Below are 26,119 nucleotides of genomic sequence, written 5' to 3' on the forward strand. Positions count from 1 at the left end.
AAGTGTAGCGATTAGACGACCGATTACTAGATTTTGTTGCCCTCGGCCAGCTTTTTTTTTGCATCCATAGACATTGATCATGCTCGGATGCTCCTTTATTTTTAATGCATTGAAAATACATTATTAGGTGTGTCAGGTGATCAATCTTGAAAAACTGCCTTCAACCCGCACAGGGTGGGTTCTGAGTAATGGCTTCAGGCCGCTGTTCACGCTGGTGGTACTTCAGGCGTTGCTGGCATTGGCGGGCTGGCTGGCATTCCTGAATGGCTGGGTAAAAGCACCGGCTTCCATGCTGTCACCGCTGCTTTGGCACGGGCATGAAATGCTGTTCGGCTTTGTCGGCGCCGCGATTGGGGGCTTTCTTCTGGCGGCTGTCGCGAACTGGACCGGTCGCAAGCCCGTTTCCGGCATGCCCCTGGTGTTGCTGGGGGGCTGCTGGCTGCTGGCCCGCGCCGTCGCCCTCTGGGGAGGGCAGTGGTCGCCGCTGTTCAACGCGGCAGGGGCGACCAGTTACTGGTTGCTGCTGGCCTGCGTGTTTGGTCGAGAGCTGATCCTGGCGGGTAACCGGCGCAACCTGAAAGTGGTTGTGATTCTGGGGATGTTTGCACTGCTCAGTGTCAGTTTCCACCTGGAGTGGCTGCCCGGACTCACTGTCATGCACCTGTGTATGGTGCTGATCTGGGTACTGCTGACGCTGATCGGCGGGCGGATTACACCGGCCTTCACACGTAACTGGCTCAACCGCCAGGCTGAGGGGCAGGTGCGTCTGCCGGCAACCCAGGGTAGGGTCGATGTGGCCGTTTCCCTGCTGACGCCGGTCGCGGGCATGGTCTGGGCGTTCTGGCCTCAGAGTCGCTTGGGGGCAATGTTGTTGATGCTGGCCGGGGCATTGCAGCTTGTGCGGCTGGCACGCTGGCATGGTTGGCAAACCTGGCGTGAGCCATTGTTGTGGGCACTGCATCTCGGTTATGCCTGGCTGGGCGTGGGCCTGCTGTTGTTGTCCGGCAGCATGCTGGGGCTCTGGTCATCGGGGGCGGGAATTCATGCCCTGACGGTTGGTGCGATGGGGGGCATGATCATGGCGGTTGCATCGCGCGCAGCGCTGGGGCATACCGGTCGCGCACTCGAAGCGGGGAAACGATTGCTGCTGGCGTTTGTCTGTCTGCACCTGGCAGCCATGCTGCGCGTAACAGCCTCGCTCTGGCCGGCCGCTGCAGATGCTCTTATCGACCTGTCCGGCCTGATCTGGATACTGGCCTTTGGCTTGTTCGCCTGGCGTTATCTGCCCATATTGCTGGGGCCTTCGATCAGCTTCAGCGAGCGGCTCAAGGCTCAACGCTGATAGATGGCCCGCTAGAGCGCGTTGGCCTTGCGGAAGCGGCCTTCGTAGTCGAACAGGCGCTCACGCACTTGCCAGTAGCCGCCCTGTCGGCCCTTTTTGCCCGCCTGGCGGGCGATAACGAAGTCAGGTGCGGGCAGGAGCGCTTCGGCTGCCAGTACCTCGTTCAGGTTGCGAAAGCGACGGGGGGACTGTCCGTCACCACAGCGACGCCCGAAGAGGGTGTTGAACAGCTTCAGCTGAGCCGGTCGATCCAGGTGGAAGCGCTCCTGCAGCTCTTCACCCTGCTCATCGTGATAGGTCAGGATGAGACATTCGTCCTTGTGGGTCAGGCTGATACCGGCGCAGCGAATCACCTTGGCGTCCTTGAGCTGCAGGGCACGCTTGAGCAGGTCATCGGGGTCGATAATCGCACTCTGGCACTGGTGACAATGCCGTGCCGCGATATCGTTTTCGGCGCCGCAGTGGGGGCATTCCTTGAACCGGAAGCGGTAGTCGCACTGCCGGGCAGGGGCGCCGTCCATTTCAAGCAGTCCCTGACAACGACGGCCATAGTGCTCCACGACCTGTCCCTGCTCATCGGTCTTACCCCAGAAAATGTTGGCAAAACCGCAGCCGGGACAGAACACCTGCACCGGCTCCGAGTCCGTGCTCGGGCGGGGTGTGCCTACTTCGGGGTGGTGCAGATTGAAACCGTTGCCGGCGTAGTCGATCACCAGGCAATTTTCCTTGTTGTCACTCAGTCGCAGGCCTCTGCCGACAATTTGCTGGTACAGGCTGACCGAAGCGGTGGGCCTGAGTATGGCGATCAGATCAACATGAGGTGCGTCGAAGCCGGTGGTTAACACGGAGACATTGACCAGGTACTTCAGCTCACGTGCCTTGAATTGCTGAATCAGGCGCTCACGCTCTTCTCCCGGTGTATCCCCCGTGATCACTGCGGTTTGATGCTCGGGCAGGTAGCTGCCCACTTCCCGTGCGTGGGCGACGGTCGCGGCAAACACCATCACGCCCTGACGCTGCTCGGCCAGCGTTTCGATCTGCTCACAGATAGCCTGAGTCACGCGAGGGTAACGGGACAGCAGGCTGTTCAGGTCCTGCTCCGGGTAGTGTCCGGCACGGGAAGGGGTGAGTGCAGAGAAGTCATAATGCGCGATGGCCGCATCCACCACTTCGGGAGGTGTCAGGTAGCCATGCCGGATCATGTAGCTCAAAGGCAGCTCAAAAATGCACTTTTCAAATACGCGCGGGCTCTCACTGCGGACAAAACCACGATAATGCTTCCGATAGATCCAGCCATAGCCCAGACGGTAGGGGGTGGCGGTCAGCCCCAGTACCTTGAGCCCCGAATTGGCCGAGCGCAGGTGGCTGATGACGGCCTGATACTGGCTGTTTTCGTCTTCGCTGACGCGGTGGCACTCGTCAATGATCAGCAGCGAGAAAGCATCCTTGAAGTGCTCAAGGTTACGCGCCACCGACTGAATGCTGGCAAAGGTCACCTGATGCGAAAATTCCTTCCGGCCAAGCCCCGCCGAGAAAATGCCGGCTTCGAGCCCCAGAGCGGCATACTTTGCATGGTTTTGCTCAACCAGCTCGCGCACGTGTGTAATGACCAGAATGCGCCGTTTTGCCAGACGAGCCAATTCGGCAATCACCAGGCTTTTGCCGGCACCGGTGGGCAATACGATGACGGCGGGGTCATCCGTCGCTCGAAAATGTCTCAGCGTCGCATCGACGGCGTCCTGCTGGTAGCCGCGCAGCGTGAAAGCGTTGGGGTGTGTCATTGAAATCTGCTGGTGCCGTTTGAGGCAGCATGATACGTGGACCGGGCTTTGATGAGCAACGTGTGTAAGGAATGCTCGCCTCGCTCGACTGACCCTCATGTGATTGCATGGGCTGCAAATCGGGCGCGGGAGCACAGGGCTTGATAGACTGAACAGGCGCGGCCCGTTCAGCCTGGTACTCAGGCTGATGGCAAGGGGGTATGGAACTGGTTTGGAACTTGATCATTGAACACGGATAAGCACGCGATGCCGCTGGATCTTCAGCAACAACTGACTGACCTGAGGCCAAGGTTGCTGGCCTTTGCCCAGTTGCAGCTGAATGACACCGGCCTGGCAGAAGATATGGTGCAGGAGTCACTGGCGGCTGCCTGGGAAGGAGTCGGGAGCTTTGCCGGTGGTGCCCGCTTTGATACCTGGGTGTTTGGCATTCTCAAGCACAAGCTGATTGATGCCATTCGACAGCGATCACGAGAGCAGGCAACCGGCTTTGACCCTGATGACATGCCGGATATTGACGGGCTGTTCAATCAGCGAGCGCATTGGCTGCCGGCAGCACGACCACGCACCTGGCATGAGCCCGAGCAGGCCTGCATGAAGGATGGCTTCTGGCAGGTGTTTGATTTCTGTGTCCTGCACTTGCCGGAAAGTACGGCTCGGGTCTTCTCCATGCGAGAGTTGATGGGGCTGGAAACGGCGGAGATCTGTGCGTCGTTGGGCATCAGTGAGCAGAACTGCTGGGTGATCCTGCACCGTGCCCGGCTCAAGTTACGTGCCTGCCTTGAGAACGGCTGGTTTGGTCGGGAGGAAAACCATGAAGTCCTGTAAACGCGCAACCGAATTGATGTCGCTCCAACTGGATCGTGAGCTGACAACCTCAGAACGGCTCGGGCTGAAGATGCACTTGATGATGTGTCGTCATTGCCGCAAGTGCAATGTGCAGTTCCAGACCCTGCACCGATTGGCCCATGACCGCTCACGCAGCGAGGAGGACTCGAAGGGGTAGCGGGCAGGTCACCTCAGAGTCTTTTCCAGTTCGGCCCTGTAGTGGCGGGCTTGACTGGACCAGCTTAAATGGCGGACGTCCGGGCAGGGAAGGGCGGCGCCTGAGGCCTTTATCTGCGCCAGTTGCTGTATCTGTTGTGCCAGCGCCCGGGCTTCGTTTTCACCCTTGTACCTGAAGGATTCGGCAAAAAGCTCCCGGTAGGCCAGTCGGTCCGGCACTACCGGGGTACAGCCGCTGGCGACCGCTTCCAGCACGGCGATACCCTGAAAATCATGCAGAGCGGTAGAAATGACCGCATCGGCCTGCTGCAACAGGCGACGATACTCGTCGATGCTGTCGACATGCCCCCAGCTTCCCAGATGGCCGTGCTGCGCGAGCCGCTGGTGGATCTGTTCAAATACCGCGGGTGAATGCCGAAACTGCTGCCCAACCACATGCAGCGTAAATTCCGTGCCCGCGTCAATCAGGTGCTCAATACCGTGCAGCAGGAGATCCGGACCCTTGTCATATTCCCAGCGGTGGTTCCAAACCAGTTGCAGCGGCCCTGAAGTCGGGGTTGCCGGCTGAAACACCGCATCCGGCATGGGTACAGGCAGTATGGCTGAATGTGCCTCGATACGTTCCACCAGCCCTGACGGCACCTGATCCGGCAGCTTGCGCAGCAGGCTGGCGGCGCCCTCCAGCAGCGTCTGGCGATTGAAGTTCGTGTTGAACAGCACGCGGTCGGCAGCCAGCGCGTTGTAGAGATTCAGAATTTTCGGCTCCACGCTTTTGAATGCGTGAGCGCTCTCCGGGTAGGCAAACTGGTTTTCGTGAAAGTAGACCAGAGTCGGCACTCTGGCCAGCGAGGGCACCAGGCCGCGCAGGCCCGTAAGGTCAACCATGGAAGTGGCCAGGATCAGGTCAAAGGGCTGTTCCAGTCGATCGCGCTCGTTGTAGGCCCAGCTCAGACTGTTGCCGCGAACCCGCCAGGCAAAGTGTCTCGGGGGCAGAGTCAGTACCTGCCACTCATGCTCCGGGAGGGCTTTGACCAGCCCCTGATGCCAGTATCGATGGCTGACTGCATCGTAGGCAGAGAGAAGTAAAATACGCATCAGCGATTGTCCGAAGTGATCCTGTGCGCGCATTGTGCCAGAAGCCTTGTGAACTTGTCAGAAACAGTATCGGCTGCTTGACTAAGAAGGTGTTGTCGCAGGAGGACTGCAGATGTCTGAAACTGTTCTGATTACCGGAGCCGGGCGTGGGCTGGGTCTGGAATTTGCTTACCAGTATGCCCGTGACGGCTGGAAGGTGCATGCCTGCTGCCGAGACCTGACCCATGCTGAAGATTTGCTGGCGCTTGAAGCCCGTTTCCCTGACCAGATCGACCTGCACACGCTGGATGTGAACAAGGATGGTCAGATCAAGGCGCTGGACCGGGTGCTGGGCGATACGACCCTTGATCTGCTGATTAATAACGCCGGTTATTACGGGCCCAAGGGGGTGGCGTTCGGATCGCTTGAGCGCGAGCTTTGGCGGCAGGTGCTGGAAACCAACACGCTCAGCCCGATCATGCTGGCGCAGGCACTATACCCCAGAGTAGCGGCCAGCCAGGGGAAAACGATCGCCTTCCTGAGCAGCAAGGTGGGCAGTATTACCGATAACAGCTCTGGTGGAGGGTACTATTACCGCAGTTCCAAAACGGCCCTGAATCAGGCTGTCAAAAGCCTTTCCATTGACCTTGAAGGCGCGGGGGTAAAGGTGTTGGCATTGCATCCGGGCTGGGTTCAGACCGATATGGGTGGTCCGAATGCACTGATCACGGCAGAAGAAAGCGTGCGCGGCATGCGCACCGTGCTGGAGAATATGGAACCAAATCAGAGTGGAACATTTCTGGATTATATGGGAAATTTGATTGAGTGGTAGTGCCCCCCGTCAGGAGGTATCAGGATGATCGCTTCTTGAGAGTCAGGTGAAGGAGTACGGAATGCGCCAAAAGCGCCCTAATATTCTGGTCTATGTCGGCCTTTACCTGGTGCTGGGCCTGCTTTGGATTTACGGCTCCGATGCGCTGCTTGTGGCCCTGCTTGGTCAGGATACGGCAGCCTTTGCGCTGATCAGCAGTATCAAGGGCAGTCTGTTCGTTGTCGTTACCGGTCTGTTTTTCTACATTGCACTGCGACGCATTCAGCGCGTTAAGGCTTTACGGGGCCTCAAGCCCGTTGCGCATGAGAAACCTCTGCTCGCCGGCATGTTGTTGCTGGCGCTCTCCGCCCCCTTCATTGCAGACTTTTTCAATCACGTTTTCTACGGTGGAGAACACCTTGGCGATGGCATGGATCTGCTGCTGGCGGGGTTGGTGCCGCTCACCATCGCTGCTTTCCTGGTGTTCTATTATCGCCACCAGTTACACGCCCGATTGGGTCAGGAGCTGAGGCAGGAAGCCGCACTGCGAGAAGACATGCTGGGGCACTTCTTCAACCTGCCCTTTTTTGGCATGGCGCTGTCTGACCCTTACACCGGCCAGTGGCTCAGGGTGAATGAGCAACTGGCTTCCATGCTGGGGTACTCGGCAGCCGACCTGTGCAAGCGCCGCTGGCAGGATGTGACCCCGGCGGATGATCTGGCAGGCGAGACGCAAGCGTTTGAGCGCTTGATGAAGGGCGAAATCAGGGACTATGTCTTCGACAAGCATTTTGTCAGCGCCACGGGAGAACGGATTCCGGTTCGAATTTTTGTTCAGTTGATCTACGACCCGTCGGGCAAGCCGGAATTCATCATCTGCATGGTGCAGAACCAGACGCGGGAGCAGGAGCAGCAGATGCTGCTGCAGCGGGAGTCCAGCCTCTACAACATGCTGTCGCAGGTTAACCAGTTGATCCTGCACAGCCAATCCGAAGACGAGGTGCTTCAGTCTGCCTGTGAAATAGCCATTACGCTGGATGAACTCACCTTTGCCTGGGTGGGGCGGTGTGATGATCAACGCCACCTCCGCAGCGTGGTGGCACATGCCGGTAACGGCATTACGGACGAAGGGTTCAAGTCACTCTTTGCCCTGTATGAGCAACACCCGGGCCAGGGGTTGAGTGAGAAAGCGCTGCTTGAAGAGCGTACGGTTGTTGATATCGACAGCATGAATGCGCCTGAGTACAAACCCTGGCGCGACTTCATTCAGCGCTTTGACTGCTGTTCTGCGGTTGCGCTGCCGATCAGAAAAGGTGGACAGATCTATGCCAACCTCACGCTCTATTCCAATGAGGTGGGGTTCTTTACGGACCGGCTGGTTGAAACGCTGGAAGAGATGGCATCGGATATCGGTTTTGCGCTTGACTCCATTCAGCGCGACAGGGCGCTGGAAGCGGCGAACCAGGTGATCAACTCCAGCCCCTTTGTACTGATTCGCTGGAGTAACGACCCCGGCTGGCCGGTTACCTTTGTGTCAGACAACATTCGCCGCTGGGGGCTCTCGCCCGAAAGGTTCCTGAGCACCTGCGGCACCTTTGAAGAGATTATTCATCCGGAAGACCAGGGTCGCATCGCGCAGGAGGTTGAACAGTATCTGACATCCGGCGTGAACGAATACAGTCAGCTGTACCGTATCTGCCTGCCTGATGGCCGATTGATCTGGGTGGATGACCGGACCCATGTGATCCGGGATGAAAATGGTGAAGTGGCCGGCATTGAAGGTGTGCTGGTCGATGTGACCGAGAGACAGCAGCAGGAAAGCCGTCTGCAGCAGGCCGCTGCTGTGGTCCAGAGCACCCGCGAGGGTGTGCTGGTGACCGATGCTGAGCATCAGGTGCTGCAGATAAACCCGGCCTTTACTGATATGTTCGGCTGGCAGGAAGAGGATCTGATCGGAAAAACGCCTGCCGTTCTGCGTTCGGGGCGCCATTCCAGCACCTTTTACCGCAAGCTGGGTGAATCTCTTGAGCAGGACGGCTACTGGCAGGGCGAGATTCTCAGCCGACGCCGTGACGGGGAGGCCTTCCCGGCACTGTTGAGCATCAGCCGAGTTCGCAATCATTATAATGAAACCACCCACTACGTGGGGGTTTACACAGACCTGACGCGCCTTAAGAACAGTGAGTCGCGCATTGAATTCCTGAGTAATTATGACCCGCTGACGGAGCTGCCCAACCGCCAACAGCTGTTCCGCCGTCTGGAAGAATGTATCGAATACAATCGTCGTCATGACCGCCTCTCGGCGCTTGTCATGGCTGATCTGGATAACTTCAAAACCATCAACGACAGTCTGGGTCACATAGAGGGTGACAACCTGCTGGTTGAGGTGGTGAGCCGGTTCAAGACGCGTGTGCGCGAAGAAGACAGCCTTTACCGGCTGGGCGGTGACGAATTTGCCATTCTGCTGGAAGATGTAGGCAGCAGTGAGCGAGCGGCGCGGGTGGCGGATGAGTTGATGCGTCAATTGACGCCGGTCTTTGTGCTGGGGGACGGGGTTGAGGTTCGTACCAGTGCCAGTTGTGGTATCAGCATGATCGATGGCGGTGTATCGGCACCGGAGTCCATCCTGCAGCAGGCCGACGCCGCCCTGTTCAAGGCGAAAGAGCAGCGGGGCAGCCTGAGCTTCTTCAGTGATGATTTGACGGCCAGTGCCCGCTACCGCCTGGATCTGGAGCAGCGGCTGAGATACGCGATTGAGCACGATGAGCTCTGTCTTTTCTATCAGCCACAATGGGATGTACGTACCGGTGAGCTGACAGGGCTTGAAGCACTCATTCGCTGGCATGACGCTGAGCGTGGCCTGATCGCGCCGGGGGTCTTTATTCCCGTTGCCGAGCAAAGCAGTCTCATCGGCGCCATCGGCTGCTGGGTCGTGCGGCATGCCTGCCAGCAGATGGCAGAGTGGCTGGAGAGCGGCCTGGATGTGCCGCGTGTTGCCGTGAATGTGTCCCCGCAGCAGCTGCACTATCATGACCTGGTCAGCATCGTGCGTGATGCGTTACAGGAAACCGGCATTCCACCGGCTCGGCTGGAGATCGAGCTGACGGAAGGGGTGCTGATGTCATCCTCCATCGAGCCGGAGGTGATGCTGGACAGCCTGCGCCAGCTGGGCGTTCGTCTGGCGATCGACGACTTCGGTACCGGCTATTCGTCTCTGGCCTACCTCACTCGCTTCCCGTTGGATCTGCTCAAGATCGACAAGTCGTTTACGGATGATCTGCTATTCAGTCCCGAAGCGCGCGCGGTCGTCGAGACGATTATCGTGTTGGGTCAGAAGCTGAACTTGACGGTGCTGGCAGAGGGGGTCGAAAACAGTGAGCAGCTGGACGCTCTATCCCAGCTTGGCTGTCATCAGTTCCAGGGCTACCTGCGGAGCCGGCCTTTGCCCATTGAGGAGGTTCAGGCATTGTTGGCGAACCTGCCCCATTGATCTGCAACAAGCGCTTATACATTAGTCGTCAAGCTGAAACGCTTTTGTAGTCTATTCGGGTCGTTTTGTGTAGCATCGAGTTTCTTGGCCGAATCAAACTGGCGTTTAGAAACTACGTGACTCATTCCAAGCCAACAGGCACATTAGCGCGTCTGACCCTGATCAACCTTCTGCTGGCCCTAGCCTACATGCTGCTGGGGCTGCTGCTGTTGAACACCGGGCTGCATGAGCAGATCGTGCCCCTTTGGCTTCCGGCCGGCCTCGGGCTGGCGGCCGTTTTGAAGTTTGGTCCAGCCTGTTTGCCCGGCGTTGGGCTGGGTAGCCTCAGCGCCAACATCCTGATCCCTTCCCTGAGCGCTCCTCCGGCACCGGAACACCTGATTACGGCATGCCTCATCGCATCGGGCGCCATGCTGCAAACAGCCGTGGCGGCGATCTGGCTGCAGCGGGCGGGTGCTCATCCGCTGCAACCCAGAGAAGACCGCTGGATGCTCCGCTTTCTGCTGGGCGGTGGCCTGATCACCTGTATGATCAACGCTTCCATCGGCACCCTCTCGGTGACCTATATCAACCAGTCCGGCGGCAGTACCGGGCTGTTGTTTGACTGGCTGAGCTGGTGGCTGGGAGACAGTTTCGGGGTGATTCTGGGGACGCCGCTGTTCCTTGCACTGGCGAAGTTACGAATGCCTGGATCGCACCTGCACAAGGAGCGTTTCTGGTTGCTGCCGCTGCGTCTTGGCGGGATTCTGGCCGCCATCCTGCTGATCAACCAGTATTACCTGTCTCACTTGGGTGGTTTGCTGAAAGACAGTTTCCGGCAGGATGCTCAATTGATTGAGGCGCGTATTCAATCACAGGTGCAGAACAACCTGACCGAGCTGCTTCGGTTGGGCCAGTCGCTGGCAAAAACCAGTGAGGTGACCCCGCAATTCTTTGCCGAGCTGGTCAGGCCTGCGCTGCAAAATAACCCGGGCCTGAGAGCCTATTCCTGGGACCCTCTGGTCAGGCGCGATGAGCGCCGTGCATTCGAAGATCACACGGCCCAGCTACTGGGCATGCCAGAATATGCAGTTTATGGTGAGTCACCGGATACCTACACCCACCTGATACCGGTGCAGTTCGTAGAGCCGATGGCGGCCAACCGAACAGCCCTGGGTTTCAACCTCAACTCGCGTGAGGACCGCAGACGCTGGGTACTGCAGGCACAGTCGCAAGGTCAGGCGGTGGTGACGGAGGTGCTGAATCTGACACAGGCACCGGATGAGCCGGGGCTGCTGATGTTACAGCCGGTCTACCGCATGATGGGCAGCAACAACCTGCTGGAACAGCAGCGTGAGCTGCGCGGATTTATCGTGGGGGTCTTTACGGTCTCCCGCATGCTGGACTCGGCTCTGCAGCGCTCGGGCGTGCGCAATGTACAACTGGTGGTGGCAGAAGCCGGTGAGGCGCCTTTCTATCGCACCCATGCCGGGGTGGCCGAGGTGGCAGATTCGGATCTGCGAGCAACTTTTGGCATTAATCTGTCTCAGCGGCGCTGGGAGGTCGAAGCCATTGCCGGCGCCGACTATCTGTCCGCACATCCGGTGAGCCAGGCACAATACCTTCAGGTACTGCTGGTCGGCATCGGTTGTCTGGGGGCACTGCTGATTTTGTCCATGCACAGCCGTGAGCAGTTGCTTGAGGCACGGGTTCGACGCCAGACGCGTGACCTTGCCTGGCAGGCGCGACACGATGACCTCACCCGCCTGCATAACCGCAAGGGCCTGCACGAAGCGCTTGAGTATCGTATCGAAGCTGAGGACCCGTTTGGCCTGCTGTTTGTGGATCTTGACCGCTTCAAGCTCATTAACGACTCGCTTGGGCACCAGGTGGGTGACAAGCTGCTGCAGGTGCTGTCTTCGGCGTTGCAGGAGCACACGGCCGAGACGACGAAGGTTTTCCGCATGGGCGGGGATGAATTTATTCTGCTGGTTCCGGGTGGCCCCGAGCAGGCCGTTGCCGAGGCCAAACAGGTGCTTGCGACCGCAGCGTCCACCTTTGCTGTTGACGAGCATCGCCTGCAGTTGACGGCCAGTATCGGCATCAGCCTCTACCCGCGTCATGGAACCAGCATGGACAGCCTGATCCAGCATGCCGACACCGCCATGTACCGAGCGAAGTCGCTGGGCAAGGATCGTTATCAGCTCTACAGCGAAGAACTCACGGTCGATGCCCGCCATAACCTGTCGATTGAACAGGACCTGCGTCAGGCGCTTCAGTCAGATCAGTTCGTACTGCATTATCAGCCTCAGTACCGGCTGGATAATCAGAAGCTGTGTGGCTTTGAGGCGCTGGTGCGCTGGCATCACCCGGAAAAAGGGCTGATCGGGCCGGACAAGTTTATTCCGGTTGCGGAAGAGACACAGTTGATCGTGCCTTTGGGCTGGCAGATTCTGGATAAGGTGTTCAGCCGCGTCGCCAACTGGATCCGTACAGGTGTCGACGTGCCGATGATGGCGATCAATATCTCGCCGCAGCAGCTCCTTCAGGCTGACTTTATTCAACGCCTGAACCTGATGGTCGACCAGTATGGTCTCGCAAGAAACCTGTTCGAGCTGGAAGTCACCGAGTCGATGATCATGCAGGACCCGGATTTTGTGATTCAGCAGTTACAGCGTTTGCGCCTGTCGGGCTACAACCTGGCACTGGACGACTTTGGCACAGGCTTTTCGTCACTTGATCGCATCAAGTACCTGCCGTTGAACCGAATCAAGATCGACAAGAGCTTCACTCGCGACATCGGCCGCAACCCCAAGGATGAGGCCGTGATCATCAGTGCCATCGCGCTCGGACGCAGCCTGGGGGTGGAAGTGCTCGCCGAAGGGGTGGAAACCGCCGCCCAGTGCGAGTTTCTGCGCGAGCATGCCTGTGAAAGTGCGCAAGGCTACCTGTTTGGTCGCCCGGTCCCGCCGGAGGTGATCACTCAGGAGGTCAAGGGAGCACTCGGTTAGCCTTAATCTTCGGGCTCCGGAGGCTCCGGCATTTCGTAAGGCTGAATGCGATAGGCCTCCAGGCGGTACCCTGCCGTGCCCAGTTCGTGGCTGTAGACTTCCGTTGTCAGTCGTCCGCTGATGAGAACCGCATCATAGAGGCTGTCAACGCGGGTGCCCGGTTGATAGTGCACATCGATGATCTGGTTGGACGGAGGTGGCGGCACATGGATGCAGGCGCCGAAGTAGGGCACCAGAAAGAAACGATCAATCACGTCCCCGACGCCCTCCAGTGGCACCACAAAGCCCGGTACGCTGACCATTTTACCGTTCATGGAGTCGACCACCGGAGCCGATGCCAGCGTTTGCATCATCTCGTCATAGAGTTGCTGCGCCTTGTCGCTGTAATCATCCAGCGTATCCAGTGCCGGATTGTTGTACATCGCTTCCAGCGACAACACATAATCGGGCGGCATCAGCACGTCCCATTCAATTTCCGGGGCCGGCTCACCGTTGATGATGGGCGTGTCGGCATTGGCGGGCAGGGCCATCGCCAGCAGCAAGCAAAGTATGAATCGCATCAGGCCATCCTCAATTGTGGCGAATAAGGTCTTGAGCCCGCGCCTGGCGCCAGGCCTTCAGGGCCGGCACGAGTCCGGCCAGCGCTCCCATCCCGAGTATCAGAGCCGCTTGCAGCCACTGGGTCGATGACAGCGGGGAGAGTGTCAGAGCCAGGCCGAACTCATCCAGCAAAGGGCCCTGCAGGGCCAGGATCAGCCCCTGCAGAGCGGCAATACCCAGCAGCACGCCGGATGCGGTCAGCAGCACTGACTCCAACAGCAACAGGGCAGCGATTTTGATCGGTGGGCACCCCATACAGCGCAGCACGGCGATTTCATGTCTGCGCTGCTCCAGCCCGACCAGCAGCAGTGCCAGCAGTCCGATCATGCCGATCAACAGCGCAGCTGAGCTCACCAGCAGCAGTGACTGTTCAATCACGCCGATAACCTGCCAAAGCTGCTGCAGTGCCATGCCCGGCAATACTGCCATAAGGGGGCTGTCAGCTCGAGTGTTCAACTCGCGTTGTATTCTGAAGGTCTGCAGTTTGGATTTGAGTCCGACCAGTACCGAGGTGACTTCACGGGGTGTCAGATTCAGCTGGCGTGCCTGTTCCGCACTGACCTCGAGCCCCGGGATGGGAATGCCGGCGCGCCAGCCCAGATGAATGGCTTCCAGTCCCTCCAGCGGGATCAGTACGGCGCGATCCAGAGGGGTGCCAGTGGCGGCCAGAACTCCGCTCAGCGTGAACGGCAGATTATCGTGTTGCTTGAAGCTGGTGTTGCCGCCGCCATGTGCGATGACCAGGTGGTCTCCAAGCCGGTACTTCAGCCGTTTGGCCACTTCATGTCCGACCACCACATCAAATCTGTCCTTGAAAGGCCCGCCACGTGAGAACGCCAGTGACTGTTGCTGCCCGTACATGAAATGGACGAAGAGGTCGTTGGTGGTGCCCACCACGGTGTATCCCCGGTGCGAGTCTCCCAGTGAAAGCGGGATGGTCCAGTCGACTCTGGGGTCCTCGGCAATGCTCTGGTAGCGCGACCAGGGCAGATTCTGGGTGGCCTGGCCCATGTGAAATACGGAATAGAGCAGAAGCTGTACAGGGCCGGAGGGTGCGCCCACGATCAGATCGGTACCGGAAACACTGTTGAAGAAAGCAGCCTTGCCCTGCTCACGTATCTGCTGCACCCCCAGCAGGAGCGCCGTACTCAGAGCGATCGCCATCAATGTCAGCAGGGCGCTGTAACGGCGGTTCAGAAGGCTTTTGCACGCCAGAGTGATCAGCATGAAGGCTGTGCTCCCAGCGTCAGTGTGCGACTGAAGGACGACGCAAGTGAGGGGTCATGGCTGACCAGCACCAGGCTGGAGCCGGTGATGGCACTTTCCTGCAGCATCAGGTGAATGAACTGGTCGCGATGCTCCGGGTCCAGGGCAGACGTTGGCTCGTCTGCCAGCACCAGAGCTGGCGACCCGATCAGGGCGCGAGCTGCCGCGACTCGCTGTTGCTGGCCGATGGAAAGTGATGAAACCGGTCGCTTCGAGAGTTGCTCCGGATCCAGATTCAGGTGCGCCAGCAGGCGGCAGGCTTCGGCATCGACAGAGCCTGAACGTTCGCACGCCGATCGCATGCGTGCGCGTGAAAACCGGCAGGGAAGCGTGACGTTTTCAATCAGGTTCAGATAGGGCAGAAGGTTGAACTGCTGAAACAGAACGCCCAGCCTGTCCGCGCGCAGGCGGTCCAGTTGCGCACGGGAGAGGGTGCTCAGGTCGTGATCAGACAGTGCAATGTGCCCACGGTACCCGGATTGAAACCCGGCGATCAGGTTTAACAGTGTGCTTTTGCCGCTGCCGGAAGGCCCCTGGATAAACAGGTGTTCCCCCGCTGCCAGCTCCAGCGAGGGAATGTTGATCAGGTTCGGCTGTTGTGGCCAGGCAAACGCGAGGGATTGCAATGACAGGGGGTGAGTCATGGCAGGGTAACGTCCGCCCCATCGGCTTCAAGTGTCAGGCGGTGCTGGCGGTCCGGTGCCAGAAACTGCAGCTCCAGGTGATCAATGCCGGGGTGTTCCCGAAACAGGGGCAATGACAGCCGGGTCAGGGCGGCCGTGTTGGCGCAGACATACTGATATTCAACTTCCATGTCTGCGTGCGAGGTTGTTGAGCCGTTTTCATCCTTGACCGGGACAGCGGAAAACGGGGCGTGGGTGGTGACACTGCTCAAGGAACAGTCTGCAGCAGAGGGCAGCTCGATTAACCGTTCGGGCTGGTTCAGGGATTTCTGCAGCTGTTGGACCCGGGCCGCTTCGGCTGCTGTCGCAGGGCGGTGTTCAAAACCGATCAGGCTTGCAAGCGGCGCACGGAAACTGATGGCCATTGCCGGCGGGTCAACCACGATATCCAGGTGGGCCTTTCCATGTTCATGCGGGCCGGCCAGGACTGCCTGGGAGATCAGGGTGGCTGCCAGCGTCGTAAACAGTATTTTCATACAAGCAGTCTCATAGGTCAGAAGTTGTTTTATGTTACCTTATAACATGAGTAATGGAACCCCTGCTCGCGGACAGGCAGCAAGCGAATACGTTACACTCAGTGTATCTGGATATATATGCAATGGAGTGAAAAAAACCACGTGATGCCTAACCTCAAACGGTGCTTGCCGGTACTCCTGATGGCCATGATGTCTTCGGGTCTTGGGGCGGCCGAGTTGCGCCTGAGTGGGCTTGAAGACCCTCTGGCTGCCAACGTGCGCGCCTTGCTCAGTATTGATGATGCGTTGGCACGCGACCCTCTGCCAAGGCCGGGCCGGTTACGTTATCTGCACCGTCAGGCCGACAGGGAGATTCGCACGGCACTTGAGCCGTTCGGTTACTACAACCCCGAGTTGAAACTGGCGTTGCACCTTGAGGGACCCGAGGCCGAGTGGTATGCCGACTACCGTGTGAATCCCGGTCCTCGGGTGCTGGTGGGGGCCCTTAGACTCGAACTTGAGGGTGAGGGCGCACAGGATCCGGTCATGCAACAGGTGCTTGAAGAGAGCGGGTTGCGCCGGGGCGAGCCTTTTCAGCACCAGGCATACAGCGCCTTGAAAAGCGCCCTGCAATCCCGTGCATCCGAGCGGGGGTATTACGATGCCGTGTTTACAGAGGCGCGCGTACTGGTCGATCCCGATGCGAGTCTGGCGGATATTGTACTTGTCTATGACACCGGACCGAGGGCGCGGATAGGTCAAATTCATTTCGACGAAGTGCCGGTGTCCGAGCAATTGCTGAGGCGTTACCTGCCGTTTGACTCCGGTGATCCGATCAACACGGCCCAGCTGGTCATGCTGCAGCGCAACCTGATCGACAGCAACTATTTCAGCGATGTTGAGGTCAGACCTCTGCTGCCGCAACGGGAAAACGGTGTCGTCCCGGTCGATATCGGACTGACGCCGAATGCCCGCACCCTGTATCAGGGCGGTGCCGGGTTTGGTACGGATACGGGGGCCCGTCTTCAAATCGGTACAACGCGGCGCTGGGTGAACCGTCGCGGTCATTCGCTTGATTCCAGGCTGCGCCTGTCACAGGTGAAGCAGGCTTTTAATACCAGCTATCAGATCCCCGGTGAGGATCCCGTTACCGACCGCTTTGCGCTCAACATCAAACTGGAAGACGAACAGTCGGATACCATCGATGCACGCACCTATGGCATTGGTGGCAGCTGGCAGAAAAAGCTCAATGGTTGGGATCGTCGCCTGGCGCTGGACTGGCAGCAGGAAGCCTGGGTGTTTGAAGGGGATGAGCAGGAATCGACTCTGTTGTTGCCCAGCGTACGTTTCAGCAAAACCCAGGCGGACGACCGGATCAACACACGCCGTGGCTACAGCCTGGATATCGGTCTGACGGCTGCAGCCGAGCCGCTGCTGTCCGATACCAACCTGATACAGCTTGAGTTTGGCGGCAAGCGGGTGGACAGTCTGGGGGAGCGCTGGCGCCTGCTGACCCGGGCCGAACTGGGCCTGACCCTGGTGGACTCCGTGGATGATCTGCCTGCGTCCATGCGCTTCTATGCAGGCGGTGATACCAGCGTGCGCGGCTACGATTATCAGTCGCTGGGTCCGACGGGGGCTGGCGGCGATGTTCTGGGCGGGCGCTACCTGGTGACCGGCAGTGTGGAGGTGGACTACAAGATTCGTGACAAGTGGCGCGTGGCCGCCTTTCTGGATACCGGCAATGCATTTGACGACATTCAAGCCGACCTGAAAACCGGGGCTGGCATCGGCGCACGCTGGCAGTCGCCGGTGGGCCCTGTTCGGTTGGATCTGGCAGTACCCCTGGATGATTCGGGGTTTCGTATTCACTTCTCTTTGGGACCTGATCTCTGATGCGTTTATGGTTGCGCTGGGGGCTGGGAAGCCTGTTGATTCTTTTGTTACTGGTGCTGTCTCTGTTGGCCAGCATCCTTTTCCTGCCATCGGGCACACGCTTTGCCCTGAACCTGGTGAGTCAATCCGTGCCGCAGTTATCACTGAGTGGCGTGGAGGGGACACTGACCGATGAGCTGCGGATTCAGGAAGTGTCGCTGGAACTGCCGGCGCAAAACCTGCTGCTGGAAGACCTGCTGCTGCGTTGGGATCCCTGGCGCCTGTTTGAGCCCCATCTGACCATCCACGAGCTGTCCCTTGGGCGCGTCAAGCTGGACCTGCTCGAGCAGGATGCCGCCGATGATGCGCCCGATCCCGAACAGCCGCCGGGGCTGCCCGAGCTGCCCGTGGTTGAACTGCCACTGGGCTTTTCACTCGATCAGCTGGTGCTGCAGCGCGTTGAGCTGAATCGCGACGGGCAGCCTCTGACCGGGCCTGTTGCCCTGATGCTGGGGGCTCATTCCGATCAGGGGCGCATTCTGCTTGATCAGGTTGAACTCATTCAGGGTGAGACACGGGTGTCACTCAGTGGCTGGACAGAACCCGGCAATCGCTTTACCAGCCATCTGGATGGACGTGTGATCGGGCGTATTGAGGACTGGTGGGCTCCCGAGCACTGGCAGGCCAGCAAGCCCTTTGAGCTGAAGGTGCAGGCAGAGTTTGAGGGGAATGAGCGAACCGTTGATCTGGTAACGGACCTGAGCCAGGACAAGGCGCAGCTGTCACTGGAGGCGGCAATCGCGCTGGCTGAAGGGCTGGATCTGCGTTACAGCTTGAAAGCTGCCGGTCTGGACCCCGCTCTGGCAGCGCCTGATTGGCCCGGTCAGCTGGCACTGGATGCCGAGGGCAGCGTGGTGATGGCTCGGGGTGAACCCCAGCTCTCACTGAACATCCAGCAGTTGAAAGGGGTGCTGAGAGAGCAGCCTCTGGCGCTGTCCGGGCAGGTGCGCGGAGGGCTGTCGAGCTGGCAGCTGGAGGCTATCCAGTTGCGCTATGCGGGGGCCAGTGCCGATGCGGGCGGCGAGCTGGGGCTGGAGCGGCTCAATCTGAACTGGTCCCTCAAGGTGCCGGAACTCGCAAAACTGTTGCCGCAGGCACAGGGGCGCCTGGCCCTGGAAGGACAGGTGAGTGGTCCCTTGCTGACGCCTTCAGTCAATGCCCGCGCCAATGTGAGCAATGTTCAGTACGCGGACCAGTTGACTCTGAAACAGCTGCAGGGGCCGATCAAGGTAGACCTGTCGGGCCAAAGTGACTGGCAGACCGACCTGCGGCTGGAAGCCCTTGAGGCGGGCGGGCAGCGTATTCAGCAGGCCCGCCTGATCATGGACGGGCTGCCCGAGCAGCATAGAATCAGGCTCACGGCCGATGCCGAACAGGGTGTGCTGCAGTTGCAGCTCAATGGCGGCTGGCAGCCTCAGTTGCGGCAGTGGGCGGGTGAGCTGGTTCAGCTGGACCTCAATCCGACGCTGCTGAGCCACTGGCAGTCTACGGCCGCAGCAGGGCTGGAAGTCTCGCCGGAACATTTCATGCTGAAACCCCTGTGCCTGAACGAGCTGACTCAGGGCGGCAATCTCTGTGTGTCGGGTGAAGGCACCTTTGGCGAGCAGCTGGCAGCGAATGTGGACCTGAAAGCACTGCCGTTGTCGTTGTTGACCCCCCTGTTGAATGGTGCCGAGTTGACGCCGGCACTCACCGCGCAACTGGCCTTTACACAAGCGGCAGAGGGTGCCCCGCGGCTGCAGGCAGTCATCGAAACCTCGGCCGGGGAATTTACCCCCTCCCATGCAGATCAGGCCCTGCCGCTGCAGCCTGTTCGTATCAATGCGCTGCTGGAAAATGACCGTCTGACCGCGCAGGCGGATACCGAGCTGGCACTGGTCGCGGGCTCTCTGGGGCTTAACCTCGAAGTCGCGGAGCTGAGTAAACGTCAGCGTCTGCAGGGCAAGGTCGAACTGAGTGCGTCTGATCTGAGCCTGGTGGAGGTGATGGTGCCTGAGCTGCAGAACATGGCAGGTCGACTGGATGCCGAGTTTACACTGGCCGGTACTCTGTCAGAGCCGGCCGTGAACGGTGACCTGAACTTCAGTGAAGGGCGGGTGGAAGTGCCGGTGGCCGGGTTGCTGTTGGATCCGCTCGAGTTTTCCGCCAGCCCCGTGAATAACGGTCAGGGACTGGTCTTTTCCGGTCGCGTGGGGTCCGGGGACGGTCAGCTCGAACTGGACGGGGAGTATGACCTGACGCGGCAGTCAGGGCAGGTGGTGCTGAAAGGCGAGGATTTTACCGCCATGAACACCGCAGAGGCACAGGCGGACATCAGCCCGGACCTCCGCCTGAACCTGTCGCCTGAACTGATCAATCTGACCGGCAGTGTCCGCATTCCGCGTGTGCTGGTTGCAACGCCGGAGTCGCGCGAAAGTGCGGTCACGCCGAATGCGGATGTGGTTGTACTGGAAGACGGGGCGCTGCCGAAGTCAGAGCCTGCTGTACCGCTCAGTGCCAATATCGATGTGATTCTCGGGGATGACGTGCGGGTGGATGCGCTCGGCTTCAAGGGGCGTCTGCTTGGTCAGCTCAATGTGGAAGAGACACCGGGTCAGGCGACCCGGGCAACGGGCAGTATTCAGGTGGAAAGCGGTGAATACCGGCTCTATGGCCAGGATCTTGAAATTCGCCGTGGCAGCCTGGTCTATGCTGCAGGCCCAATAGACAATCCGGGGCTGGATCTGCGCGTGGGGCGGAAGGTCGATGATGTGGTCGTCGGGGCGAATGTGAGTGGCACCCTGCGAGAGCCGCGCATGGACCTGTACGGCGAACCGGCAATGCCGGACAGCAGTGTGCTGTCCTATCTGCTGCTGGGCAAGGCACCGGGCGAAAGTTCCTCCGGCGAGCAGCAGATGCTGACTCAGGCGGCGCTCTCGCTGAGCATGTCCGGCGGTAACAAAGTGACGGATCAGCTGCGTGATTCGCTTTCGCTGGATGAGCTGGGGTTTGACAGCAGCGGCGCGGAAGGGTCTGCGTTCTTTATCGGCAAATACCTGTCACCGCGTTTGTACCTGCGCTACGGCATCGGCGTGATGGATGCGGTCAATACGTTAAGCCTCAAATACAAGCTGACCGATACCTGGCGTGTTGAAGCCCAGAGCAGTGCGTTGGGCAGTGGTGCGGATATCCTCTACACCATTGAGCGCTAGCCGCTGATCCGGCGCGTTTCCCGCAGGGCTGTCCTGGCCCTGCGGTCATTATTTCACCTCTTTTTACACTTCTTTAGCCAACTTCGTCGAACGTGTTGTCTTTTGCCTGTAAAGCACGGTTGAACTGAGCGGCATTGTTCGTTAACATTTTATTAATTGAACGTTCAATTAATAAAAACGAGTGCCGCGATATGCCAAAAGTTGGAGTCAAGGATGCCCGCAAGCAGCAGTTGATTCAGGCCGCGATGGAGTCCATCGCCGAGCTGGGCATGCAGAACACCACCATTGTCAGTATCAGCAAACGCGCCGGATTGTCGTCCGGCATCATCAGTCATTACTTCGGTGGCAAGCAGGGGCTGATTGAAGCCGCTCTGCGTTACCTGCTGGATCAACTGGGCACTGAGCTGAGAGCGCGGATGGCCAACAGTGATGGCTCTCCGGAGCAGCGATTGAACTGCATCATTGAGTCCAACTTCTCCGACTTCCAGCGTTCGGCACTGGCTGCCAAAACCTGGTTGAGCTTCTGGGCACGCGCCATGCACGAGCCCGGTCTCAAGCGGCTGCAGCAAATCAACAACGCCCGTCTGTACAGCAACCTGCGCTATTCCTTTGCGCAGGTGCTGTCACCGGACGAGGCAACGGCAGCGGCACGCCAAACGGCGGCATTGATTGACGGGTTCTGGCTGCGCAGTGCCTTGAGTCTGGACCCGCAGGAAAGCTTTGAGGCAGGTGAGCGCCTATGTAAGCGCTTCGTTCAGGAAGCCCTGTCTCAGGCACGCAAGACGAATTCATAATCTGAGGTTTCACGGTTTTATGTCCAACACACTTCCTCGCATTCAAAACTTCGTTCATGGTCGCTTTCTGGCCAACAGCACCGGTGAAACCTTTCCGGTCATCAATCCGGCGACGGGAGAGGTGATCTACGAGGTGGAAGTGGCCTGTGAGTCGGTTCAGCAGGCTTGCATCGAAAGTGCGCGTGAAGGTTTTGCGCACTGGTCGGCCATGTCTGCGGTTGAGCGCAGCCGAATTCTGCTCAAGGCCGTATCGATGCTGCGTGAGCGCAATGATGAGCTGGCAGCGGTTGAAGTGCGTGATACCGGGAAGCCGATGCAGGAAGCGGAGGCCGTTGATGTGGTCACCGGTGCCGATGCCATTGAGTTCTTCGCGGGCCTGGCCCCCTCAATCGAGGGTAATCAGCAGGATCTGGGCGGCGATTTTTACTACACCCGCCGGGAGCCGCTGGGCATCTGTGCAGGTATCGGTGCCTGGAACTACCCCCTTCAGATTGCCTGCTGGAAGTCGGCTCCGGCGCTGGCGTGCGGCAATGCGATGATTTTCAAGCCGTCCGAGGAAACCCCGCTCGGGGCTGTGAAGCTGGCCGAAATCTTTATCGAAGCCGGTGTGCCGGCTGGCGTGTTCAACGTGGTACAGGGCGCTGCAGAGGTGGGCAGCTGGCTGACGCACCATCCTGATATCGCCAAGGTGTCCTTTACCGGCGAAGTGGCGACCGGGCAAAAAGTGATGGCGGCTGCAGCGTCTTCCCTGAAGGACGTGACCATGGAACTGGGTGGCAAGTCACCATTAATCATTTTTGATGATGCTGACCTGGATAACGCTGTATCGGCTGCCATGGTTGGCAATTTTTATACTCAAGGTGAAATTTGCACCAACGGCACGCGGGTTTTCGTGCATGAGGCCATCTATCCGCAGTTCATGGAGCGTCTTCTGGAGCGCACCCGCAACAACATCAAGCCAGGCGACCCGATGAACCCGGACACCAATTTTGGTGCCCTAATTTCGGCCAAACACCGTGATCTGGTGCTGGGGTATATCGCCAAGGGGGTTGAGGAAGGCGCGACCCTGCTGGCCGGTGGCAAGGCGCTTTCCCCCGAATCTGCCAAGGGCGGGTATTTCGTGGAGCCGACCATCTTCACCGATTGTCGAGACGACATGACCATCGTGAAGGAAGAGATTTTTGGTCCGGTGATGTCGGTGCTGACCTTCTCGGATGAAGACGAAGTGATTGCCCGTGCCAACGACACCGATACAGGGCTGGCGGCCGGCGTCTTTACCAATGACCTGCGCCGTGCACACCGCATCATTCACCGTATCCAGGCGGGTATTTGCTGGATCAACAGTTATGGTGCCTCTCCTGCCGAGATGCCGGTCGGGGGCTACAAGCTGTCCGGGATTGGCCGTGAAAACGGGCGCGCCACGCTGGACCACTACACGCAGATCAAGGCGGTGTATGTGGGAATGCAGGACATTGACGCCCCGTTTTAACCGAGCCGGCCAACCAGGAGACGCTGCATGAAAGAAGCACAATACGATTACATCATTGTAGGGGCCGGTTCCGCAGGCTGCGTGCTGGCCAACCGTCTGACCGAAGATGGTCAGTACCGGGTACTGCTGCTGGAAACCGGTGGCAGTGACAAGAGCATATTCATCCAGATGCCCACGGCATTGTCGATTCCGATGAATACCGACAAGTATGCCTGGCAGTTCGAGACAGAGCCGGAGCCATACCTCGATAACCGCCGCATGCACTGTCCGCGCGGCAAGGTGCTGGGCGGGTCGTCCTCCATCAACGGTATGGTGTATGTGCGTGGCCATGCCCGTGACTTCGATGAATGGGCAGCCGAGGGTGCCGAAGGCTGGCAGTATTCTCAGGTCCTGCCGTACTTCAAGAAGGCCGAGACCTGGGCCTTTGGAGGCGATGCCTACCGTGGCGATGCCGGTCCTCTGGGGGTCAATAACGGCAATAACATGCAGAACCCGCTGTACCAGGCCTTTGTCGATGCGGGCAAGGACGCGGGGTACTTTGAAACGGCGGACTATAACGGCGCCCAGCAGGAAGGCTTTGGTCCCATGCACATGACGGTGCGGCATGGGCGGCGCTGGTCGACTGCCAACGCCTATCTGCGCCCGGCGATGCAGCGTCCCAATCTGACGGTGGTCACCCATGCTCAGGTGCACAAGGTGCTGCTGGAAGGCAAAACCGCGACCGGAGTGCGCTATGAAAAGGCCGGTCAGGTGCAGGACGTGCAGGCTGCCAAAGAGGTGATTCTGTCGGCCGGGTCCATCGGTTCCCCACACCTGCTGCAGCTGTCCGGTATCGGCAATCCTGAGGTGCTCAAGCAGGCCGGAATCGACGTTCAGCATGCGCTGCCGGGCGTGGGTGCAAACCTGCAGGACCACCTGGAGTTCTACTTCCAGTTCCGCTGCAACCAGCCGGTGTCACTGAACCGCAAGCTGGACTGGTGGAGCAAGTTCAAGATCGGTGTGCGCTGGATTCTGAAGAAGGATGGCCTGGGGGCCACCAACCACTTTGAGTCCTGTGGCTTTATTCGCTCCAAGGCCGGTGTGGAATGGCCTGACCTGCAGTACCACTTCCTGCCGGCGGCCATGCGCTATGACGGACGTGAGGCCTTTGCCGGTGACGGCTTTCAGCTGCACATCGGGCACAACAAGCCCAAGAGCCGAGGGTTTGTGCATGTTCAGTCGGCTGATCCGAAGCAGGCACCGAAGATTCAGTTCAACTATCTGCAGCACGAGGCCGACCGCGAAGGCTTCCGTGACTGTGTTCGCCTGACCCGTGAAATCATCAATCAGCCCGCGATGGATGCCTATCGCGGTGCCGAGATTCAGCCGGGTGAAGAGGTGACCACTGATGAGCAGATTGATGCCTTTGTACGTCAGGCGGTGGAAAGTGCCTACCACCCGTCCTGCAGCTGCAAAATGGGGACCGATGACCTGTCGGTCGTGGACCCGCAGACCCGTGTACAGGGGATCGAGAACCTGAGGGTGGTGGACTCGTCCATCTTCCCGACCATACCCAACGGCAACCTGAACGCACCTACCATTATGGTGGCGGAGCGGGCGGCCGACCTGATTCGGGGCAAGGAGCCCCTGCCACCTTCCGATGCGCCTGTGATCATGGATGAGCATTGGCAGACGCGTCAACGTTCGGGAGAGGCCAAGCGCGTGCTTTAGTCACACGGCTATCTCCCGCCCCGGGCGCGCAATGTGCCCGGGGTCGCAAACCAACAGGATTTCCCTATCAACGCCTGGTCAAACTGACCACTCTCTGTGCGCCCGATAGGCAAGTCCTGGCCCGTCTAATAAGAAACGCGGGGGTTTGTATCCGATTCGAATGAGCAGGTGTAAGCATCAAGGCCTGAAGCCGTGCTGCGCCTAAACTTCAGAGTAGAGGAGGAACACCCATGCTGTTTGCCAGCACTTCAACCACTGACCGGGAGGGCGTATGAACCTCTGGCTATCATCCGGTCTGATTTTTACCTTTGCCGCCCTGGCTTTTGTCTTGCTCAAGTGGTGGAACATCAAGTGTATCGGGGTCACCCCGGTGCGCACGCTGACCTTTACGGCCATCCTGTTTACATCAGGGCTGGACGTGGGGCTGATCATGTTTCCCCTGACTGAGTTCGCAGGCTATGGCAATGTGGCGGAAAACCCTGAATACAGTTTCGCCAACCCGCTCGCAATCGAGTTTGGCTACTGGGCCTTTCTGATCTGGGGCTTCTATTTCCTGACCTGTTTCTATTTCTGCATCATCGAGCCGCGAGTCGGCTTTTTCGAGATTCCGCTGGTGAAGTGGGTCAATAACATCGTGATCATCGGGACCTGTGCGTTTACCGCCTACCTGTTGTTGGTGAACCTGCCCTGGTACCTGCCGCAGATCGGTGATGGCGAGTCGGTCGTGCCGGCGTTTTACCTGATTGTGCTGGCGTCCATTGCGCTGGCGGTCTATTCCAGCAGCAAGATCAAGTACCTACGTGTACTCAGCGTAGGCTCAAGCTTGCTCTTCATGGCGCTGATTCTGGTGATGTGGGTACGTGCCTTCATGCTGGGTAACGGCAGCCCGTCCGATTTTCTGGGCACGGCAGGCCTGATCGGTGAATACTTCACCAACCTGCACCAGTTCATGCTGCCGCTGAATGACTACCATGCGTTTTACCTGTTCTGGTGGTTCTCATGGAGCATCATGATCGGTCAGTTCACGGCCCGTTTTGTCAGCGGCATTCGCACCTGGCAGCTGCTGCTGGCCATGCTGGTCATCCCTTCCATCGCGATCGGCGTCTGGTTCACGATTCTGTACCACTACCATGCCGAGGGCATGAATATCGCCGGCTTTATCAATCTGGCCATGATCGTGGTCGGGGTGCTGATGGTGGTGAACTCTCTGGACTCCCTGATCCGTCTCTACACCGACAACCTGAATCTGACGGTGCAGCGCTTCGGCAAGGTTCCCTATCTGCTGGGTAACCTGCTGGGCATGTGTGGTCTGACGCTGCTGTTCCAGCTGGACTTCCTGCGCATTCAGTGGGTTGGGGCGCTGGTGATCGCGCTCTATTTCGGCTGCTTCGGCTATATCCTGCTGAAGCGACGGGCTGAAGTGGCGGCGATCAGTGGTTCGCCGAGAGAGAACAGCCTGGATTTCGGCAAGATCGAACTGGCAGGCTAGCTGTCAGACGTAAAAAA

The 26,119-nt window shown here is 59.0% G+C and carries 18 protein-coding genes; 12 read left to right on the forward strand and 6 right to left on the reverse strand.

All coding sequences use genetic code 11. The features are described from left to right. Nucleotides 1–136 precede the first annotated feature (136 nt). The gene (locus H9C73_RS10280; protein WP_209287742.1) at nucleotides 137–1,342 is read left to right on the forward strand and encodes an NnrS family protein; all 1,206 of its coding nucleotides are present in this window, start codon (nucleotides 137–139) and stop codon (nucleotides 1,340–1,342) included. Nucleotides 1,343–1,353: 11 nt separating this feature from the next. On the opposite strand, the gene H9C73_RS10285 is transcribed toward H9C73_RS10280, so the two are convergent. Continuing rightward, nucleotides 1,354–3,123: a DEAD/DEAH box helicase gene (locus H9C73_RS10285; RefSeq protein ID WP_209287743.1), complete on the reverse strand. Its 1,770-nt coding sequence runs from the start codon at nucleotides 3,121–3,123 to the stop codon at nucleotides 1,354–1,356. Between the two features lie 246 nt (nucleotides 3,124–3,369). On the opposite strand from H9C73_RS10285, the gene H9C73_RS10290 reads away from it, so the two are divergent. Continuing rightward, nucleotides 3,370–3,948 (forward strand): sigma-70 family RNA polymerase sigma factor, encoded by a 579-nt coding sequence (locus H9C73_RS10290; protein ID WP_209287744.1) that lies wholly within the window; start codon nucleotides 3,370–3,372, stop codon nucleotides 3,946–3,948. Then, nucleotides 3,935–4,126, forward strand: coding sequence for a zf-HC2 domain-containing protein (locus tag H9C73_RS10295; RefSeq protein ID WP_209287745.1), 192 nt, complete (start codon nucleotides 3,935–3,937; stop codon nucleotides 4,124–4,126). The genes H9C73_RS10290 and H9C73_RS10295 overlap by 14 nt, the downstream gene beginning before the upstream one ends. An 8-nt stretch (nucleotides 4,127–4,134) precedes the next feature. On the opposite strand, the gene H9C73_RS10300 is transcribed toward H9C73_RS10295, so the two are convergent. After that, nucleotides 4,135–5,220 (reverse strand): tRNA-queuosine alpha-mannosyltransferase domain-containing protein, encoded by a 1,086-nt coding sequence (locus H9C73_RS10300; RefSeq protein WP_209287746.1) that lies wholly within the window; start codon nucleotides 5,218–5,220, stop codon nucleotides 4,135–4,137. Between the two features lie 112 nt (nucleotides 5,221–5,332). Here H9C73_RS10300 and H9C73_RS10305 point away from each other — a divergent pair, with 112 nt between their 5' ends. The 3 genes from H9C73_RS10305 (at nucleotide 5,333) to H9C73_RS10315 (ending at nucleotide 12,490) form a co-directional block, all read left to right on the forward strand. Further along, nucleotides 5,333–6,031 (forward strand): SDR family oxidoreductase, encoded by a 699-nt coding sequence (locus tag H9C73_RS10305; protein WP_209287747.1) that lies wholly within the window; start codon nucleotides 5,333–5,335, stop codon nucleotides 6,029–6,031. Nucleotides 6,032–6,092: 61 nt separating this feature from the next. Then, complete coding sequence (locus H9C73_RS10310) at nucleotides 6,093–9,500, forward strand: bifunctional diguanylate cyclase/phosphodiesterase (protein WP_209287748.1); 3,408 nt, start codon at nucleotides 6,093–6,095, stop codon at nucleotides 9,498–9,500. 116 nt (nucleotides 9,501–9,616) lie between these two features. Then, nucleotides 9,617–12,490, forward strand: a complete 2,874-nt coding sequence (locus H9C73_RS10315; protein WP_209287749.1) for a bifunctional diguanylate cyclase/phosphodiesterase — start codon at nucleotides 9,617–9,619, stop codon at nucleotides 12,488–12,490. 2 nt (nucleotides 12,491–12,492) lie between these two features. Here H9C73_RS10315 and H9C73_RS10320 read toward each other — a convergent pair whose 3' ends face one another. The 4 genes from H9C73_RS10320 to H9C73_RS10335 are packed head-to-tail and all read right to left on the reverse strand — an operon-like array spanning nucleotide 12,493 to nucleotide 15,515. Continuing rightward, nucleotides 12,493–13,050, reverse strand: a complete 558-nt coding sequence (locus H9C73_RS10320; RefSeq protein WP_209287750.1) for a DUF3299 domain-containing protein — start codon at nucleotides 13,048–13,050, stop codon at nucleotides 12,493–12,495. Between the two features lie 10 nt (nucleotides 13,051–13,060). Further along, nucleotides 13,061–14,317: an ABC transporter permease gene (locus H9C73_RS10325; RefSeq protein ID WP_209287751.1), complete on the reverse strand. Its 1,257-nt coding sequence runs from the start codon at nucleotides 14,315–14,317 to the stop codon at nucleotides 13,061–13,063. Continuing rightward, nucleotides 14,311–15,000, reverse strand: a complete 690-nt coding sequence (locus H9C73_RS10330) for an ABC transporter ATP-binding protein (RefSeq protein WP_209287752.1) — start codon at nucleotides 14,998–15,000, stop codon at nucleotides 14,311–14,313. The genes H9C73_RS10325 and H9C73_RS10330 overlap by 7 nt, the downstream gene beginning before the upstream one ends. Next, a complete protein-coding gene (locus tag H9C73_RS10335) occupies nucleotides 14,997–15,515 on the reverse strand; it encodes a ZrgA family zinc uptake protein (protein ID WP_209287753.1) in 519 nt (172 codons plus the stop codon). The genes H9C73_RS10330 and H9C73_RS10335 overlap by 4 nt, the downstream gene beginning before the upstream one ends. 180 nt (nucleotides 15,516–15,695) lie before the next feature. Here H9C73_RS10335 and H9C73_RS10340 point away from each other — a divergent pair, with 180 nt between their 5' ends. The 6 genes from H9C73_RS10340 to H9C73_RS10365 all read left to right on the forward strand — a co-directional run bounded on the left by H9C73_RS10340 (nucleotide 15,696) and on the right by H9C73_RS10365 (nucleotide 26,102). Beyond that, nucleotides 15,696–17,390, forward strand: a complete 1,695-nt coding sequence (locus H9C73_RS10340) for an autotransporter assembly complex protein TamA (RefSeq protein WP_236014214.1) — start codon at nucleotides 15,696–15,698, stop codon at nucleotides 17,388–17,390. Continuing rightward, nucleotides 17,390–20,620 carry a translocation/assembly module TamB domain-containing protein gene (locus H9C73_RS10345; RefSeq protein WP_209287755.1) on the forward strand — a complete coding sequence of 1,077 codons (3,231 nt, stop codon included), beginning with the start codon at nucleotides 17,390–17,392 and terminating at the stop codon, nucleotides 20,618–20,620. The genes H9C73_RS10340 and H9C73_RS10345 overlap by 1 nt, the downstream gene beginning before the upstream one ends. A 191-nt stretch (nucleotides 20,621–20,811) precedes the next feature. Continuing rightward, complete coding sequence (betI, locus tag H9C73_RS10350; protein WP_209287756.1) at nucleotides 20,812–21,414, forward strand: transcriptional regulator BetI; 603 nt, start codon at nucleotides 20,812–20,814, stop codon at nucleotides 21,412–21,414. Nucleotides 21,415–21,433: 19 nt separating this feature from the next. Next, nucleotides 21,434–22,903, forward strand: a complete 1,470-nt coding sequence (gene betB, locus H9C73_RS10355; RefSeq protein ID WP_209287757.1) for a betaine-aldehyde dehydrogenase — start codon at nucleotides 21,434–21,436, stop codon at nucleotides 22,901–22,903. 27 nt (nucleotides 22,904–22,930) lie between these two features. Beyond that, nucleotides 22,931–24,613 carry a choline dehydrogenase gene (betA, locus tag H9C73_RS10360; RefSeq protein ID WP_209287758.1) on the forward strand — a complete coding sequence of 561 codons (1,683 nt, stop codon included), beginning with the start codon at nucleotides 22,931–22,933 and terminating at the stop codon, nucleotides 24,611–24,613. Between the two features lie 271 nt (nucleotides 24,614–24,884). Then, on the forward strand, nucleotides 24,885–26,102 hold the full coding sequence (locus H9C73_RS10365; protein WP_209287759.1) for a BCCT family transporter: 1,218 nt from the start codon (nucleotides 24,885–24,887) through the stop codon (nucleotides 26,100–26,102). Nucleotides 26,103–26,119 lie beyond the last annotated feature (17 nt).

It is taken from the genome of Marinobacterium alkalitolerans, from assembly GCF_017776525.1.
GTDB classification, from domain to species: Bacteria; Pseudomonadota; Gammaproteobacteria; order Pseudomonadales; family Balneatricaceae; genus Marinobacterium; species Marinobacterium alkalitolerans.

What these genes read in the sequence shown, in the direction of transcription:
- H9C73_RS10285 (WP_209287743.1), bottom strand. Translation starts at nt 3,123, where the DNA reads ATGACACACCCCAACGCTTTCACGCTGCGCGGCTACCAGCAGGACGCC.
- H9C73_RS10290 (WP_209287744.1), top strand. Translation starts at nt 3,370, where the DNA reads ATGCCGCTGGATCTTCAGCAACAACTGACTGACCTGAGGCCAAGGTTG.
- H9C73_RS10295 (WP_209287745.1), top strand. Translation starts at nt 3,935, where the DNA reads ATGAAGTCCTGTAAACGCGCAACCGAATTGATGTCGCTCCAACTGGAT.
- H9C73_RS10300 (WP_209287746.1), bottom strand. Translation starts at nt 5,220, where the DNA reads ATGCGTATTTTACTTCTCTCTGCCTACGATGCAGTCAGCCATCGATAC.
- H9C73_RS10305 (WP_209287747.1), top strand. Translation starts at nt 5,333, where the DNA reads ATGTCTGAAACTGTTCTGATTACCGGAGCCGGGCGTGGGCTGGGTCTG.
- H9C73_RS10310 (WP_209287748.1), top strand. Translation starts at nt 6,093, where the DNA reads ATGCGCCAAAAGCGCCCTAATATTCTGGTCTATGTCGGCCTTTACCTG.
- H9C73_RS10320 (WP_209287750.1), bottom strand. Translation starts at nt 13,050, where the DNA reads ATGCGATTCATACTTTGCTTGCTGCTGGCGATGGCCCTGCCCGCCAAT.
- H9C73_RS10325 (WP_209287751.1), bottom strand. Translation starts at nt 14,317, where the DNA reads ATGCTGATCACTCTGGCGTGCAAAAGCCTTCTGAACCGCCGTTACAGC.
- H9C73_RS10330 (WP_209287752.1), bottom strand. Translation starts at nt 15,000, where the DNA reads ATGACTCACCCCCTGTCATTGCAATCCCTCGCGTTTGCCTGGCCACAA.
- H9C73_RS10335 (WP_209287753.1), bottom strand. Translation starts at nt 15,515, where the DNA reads ATGAAAATACTGTTTACGACGCTGGCAGCCACCCTGATCTCCCAGGCA.
- H9C73_RS10340 (WP_236014214.1), top strand. Translation starts at nt 15,696, where the DNA reads ATGGCCATGATGTCTTCGGGTCTTGGGGCGGCCGAGTTGCGCCTGAGT.
- H9C73_RS10345 (WP_209287755.1), top strand. Translation starts at nt 17,390, where the DNA reads ATGCGTTTATGGTTGCGCTGGGGGCTGGGAAGCCTGTTGATTCTTTTG.
- betI (WP_209287756.1), top strand. Translation starts at nt 20,812, where the DNA reads ATGCCAAAAGTTGGAGTCAAGGATGCCCGCAAGCAGCAGTTGATTCAG.
- betB (WP_209287757.1), top strand. Translation starts at nt 21,434, where the DNA reads ATGTCCAACACACTTCCTCGCATTCAAAACTTCGTTCATGGTCGCTTT.
- betA (WP_209287758.1), top strand. Translation starts at nt 22,931, where the DNA reads ATGAAAGAAGCACAATACGATTACATCATTGTAGGGGCCGGTTCCGCA.
- H9C73_RS10365 (WP_209287759.1), top strand. Translation starts at nt 24,885, where the DNA reads ATGAACCTCTGGCTATCATCCGGTCTGATTTTTACCTTTGCCGCCCTG.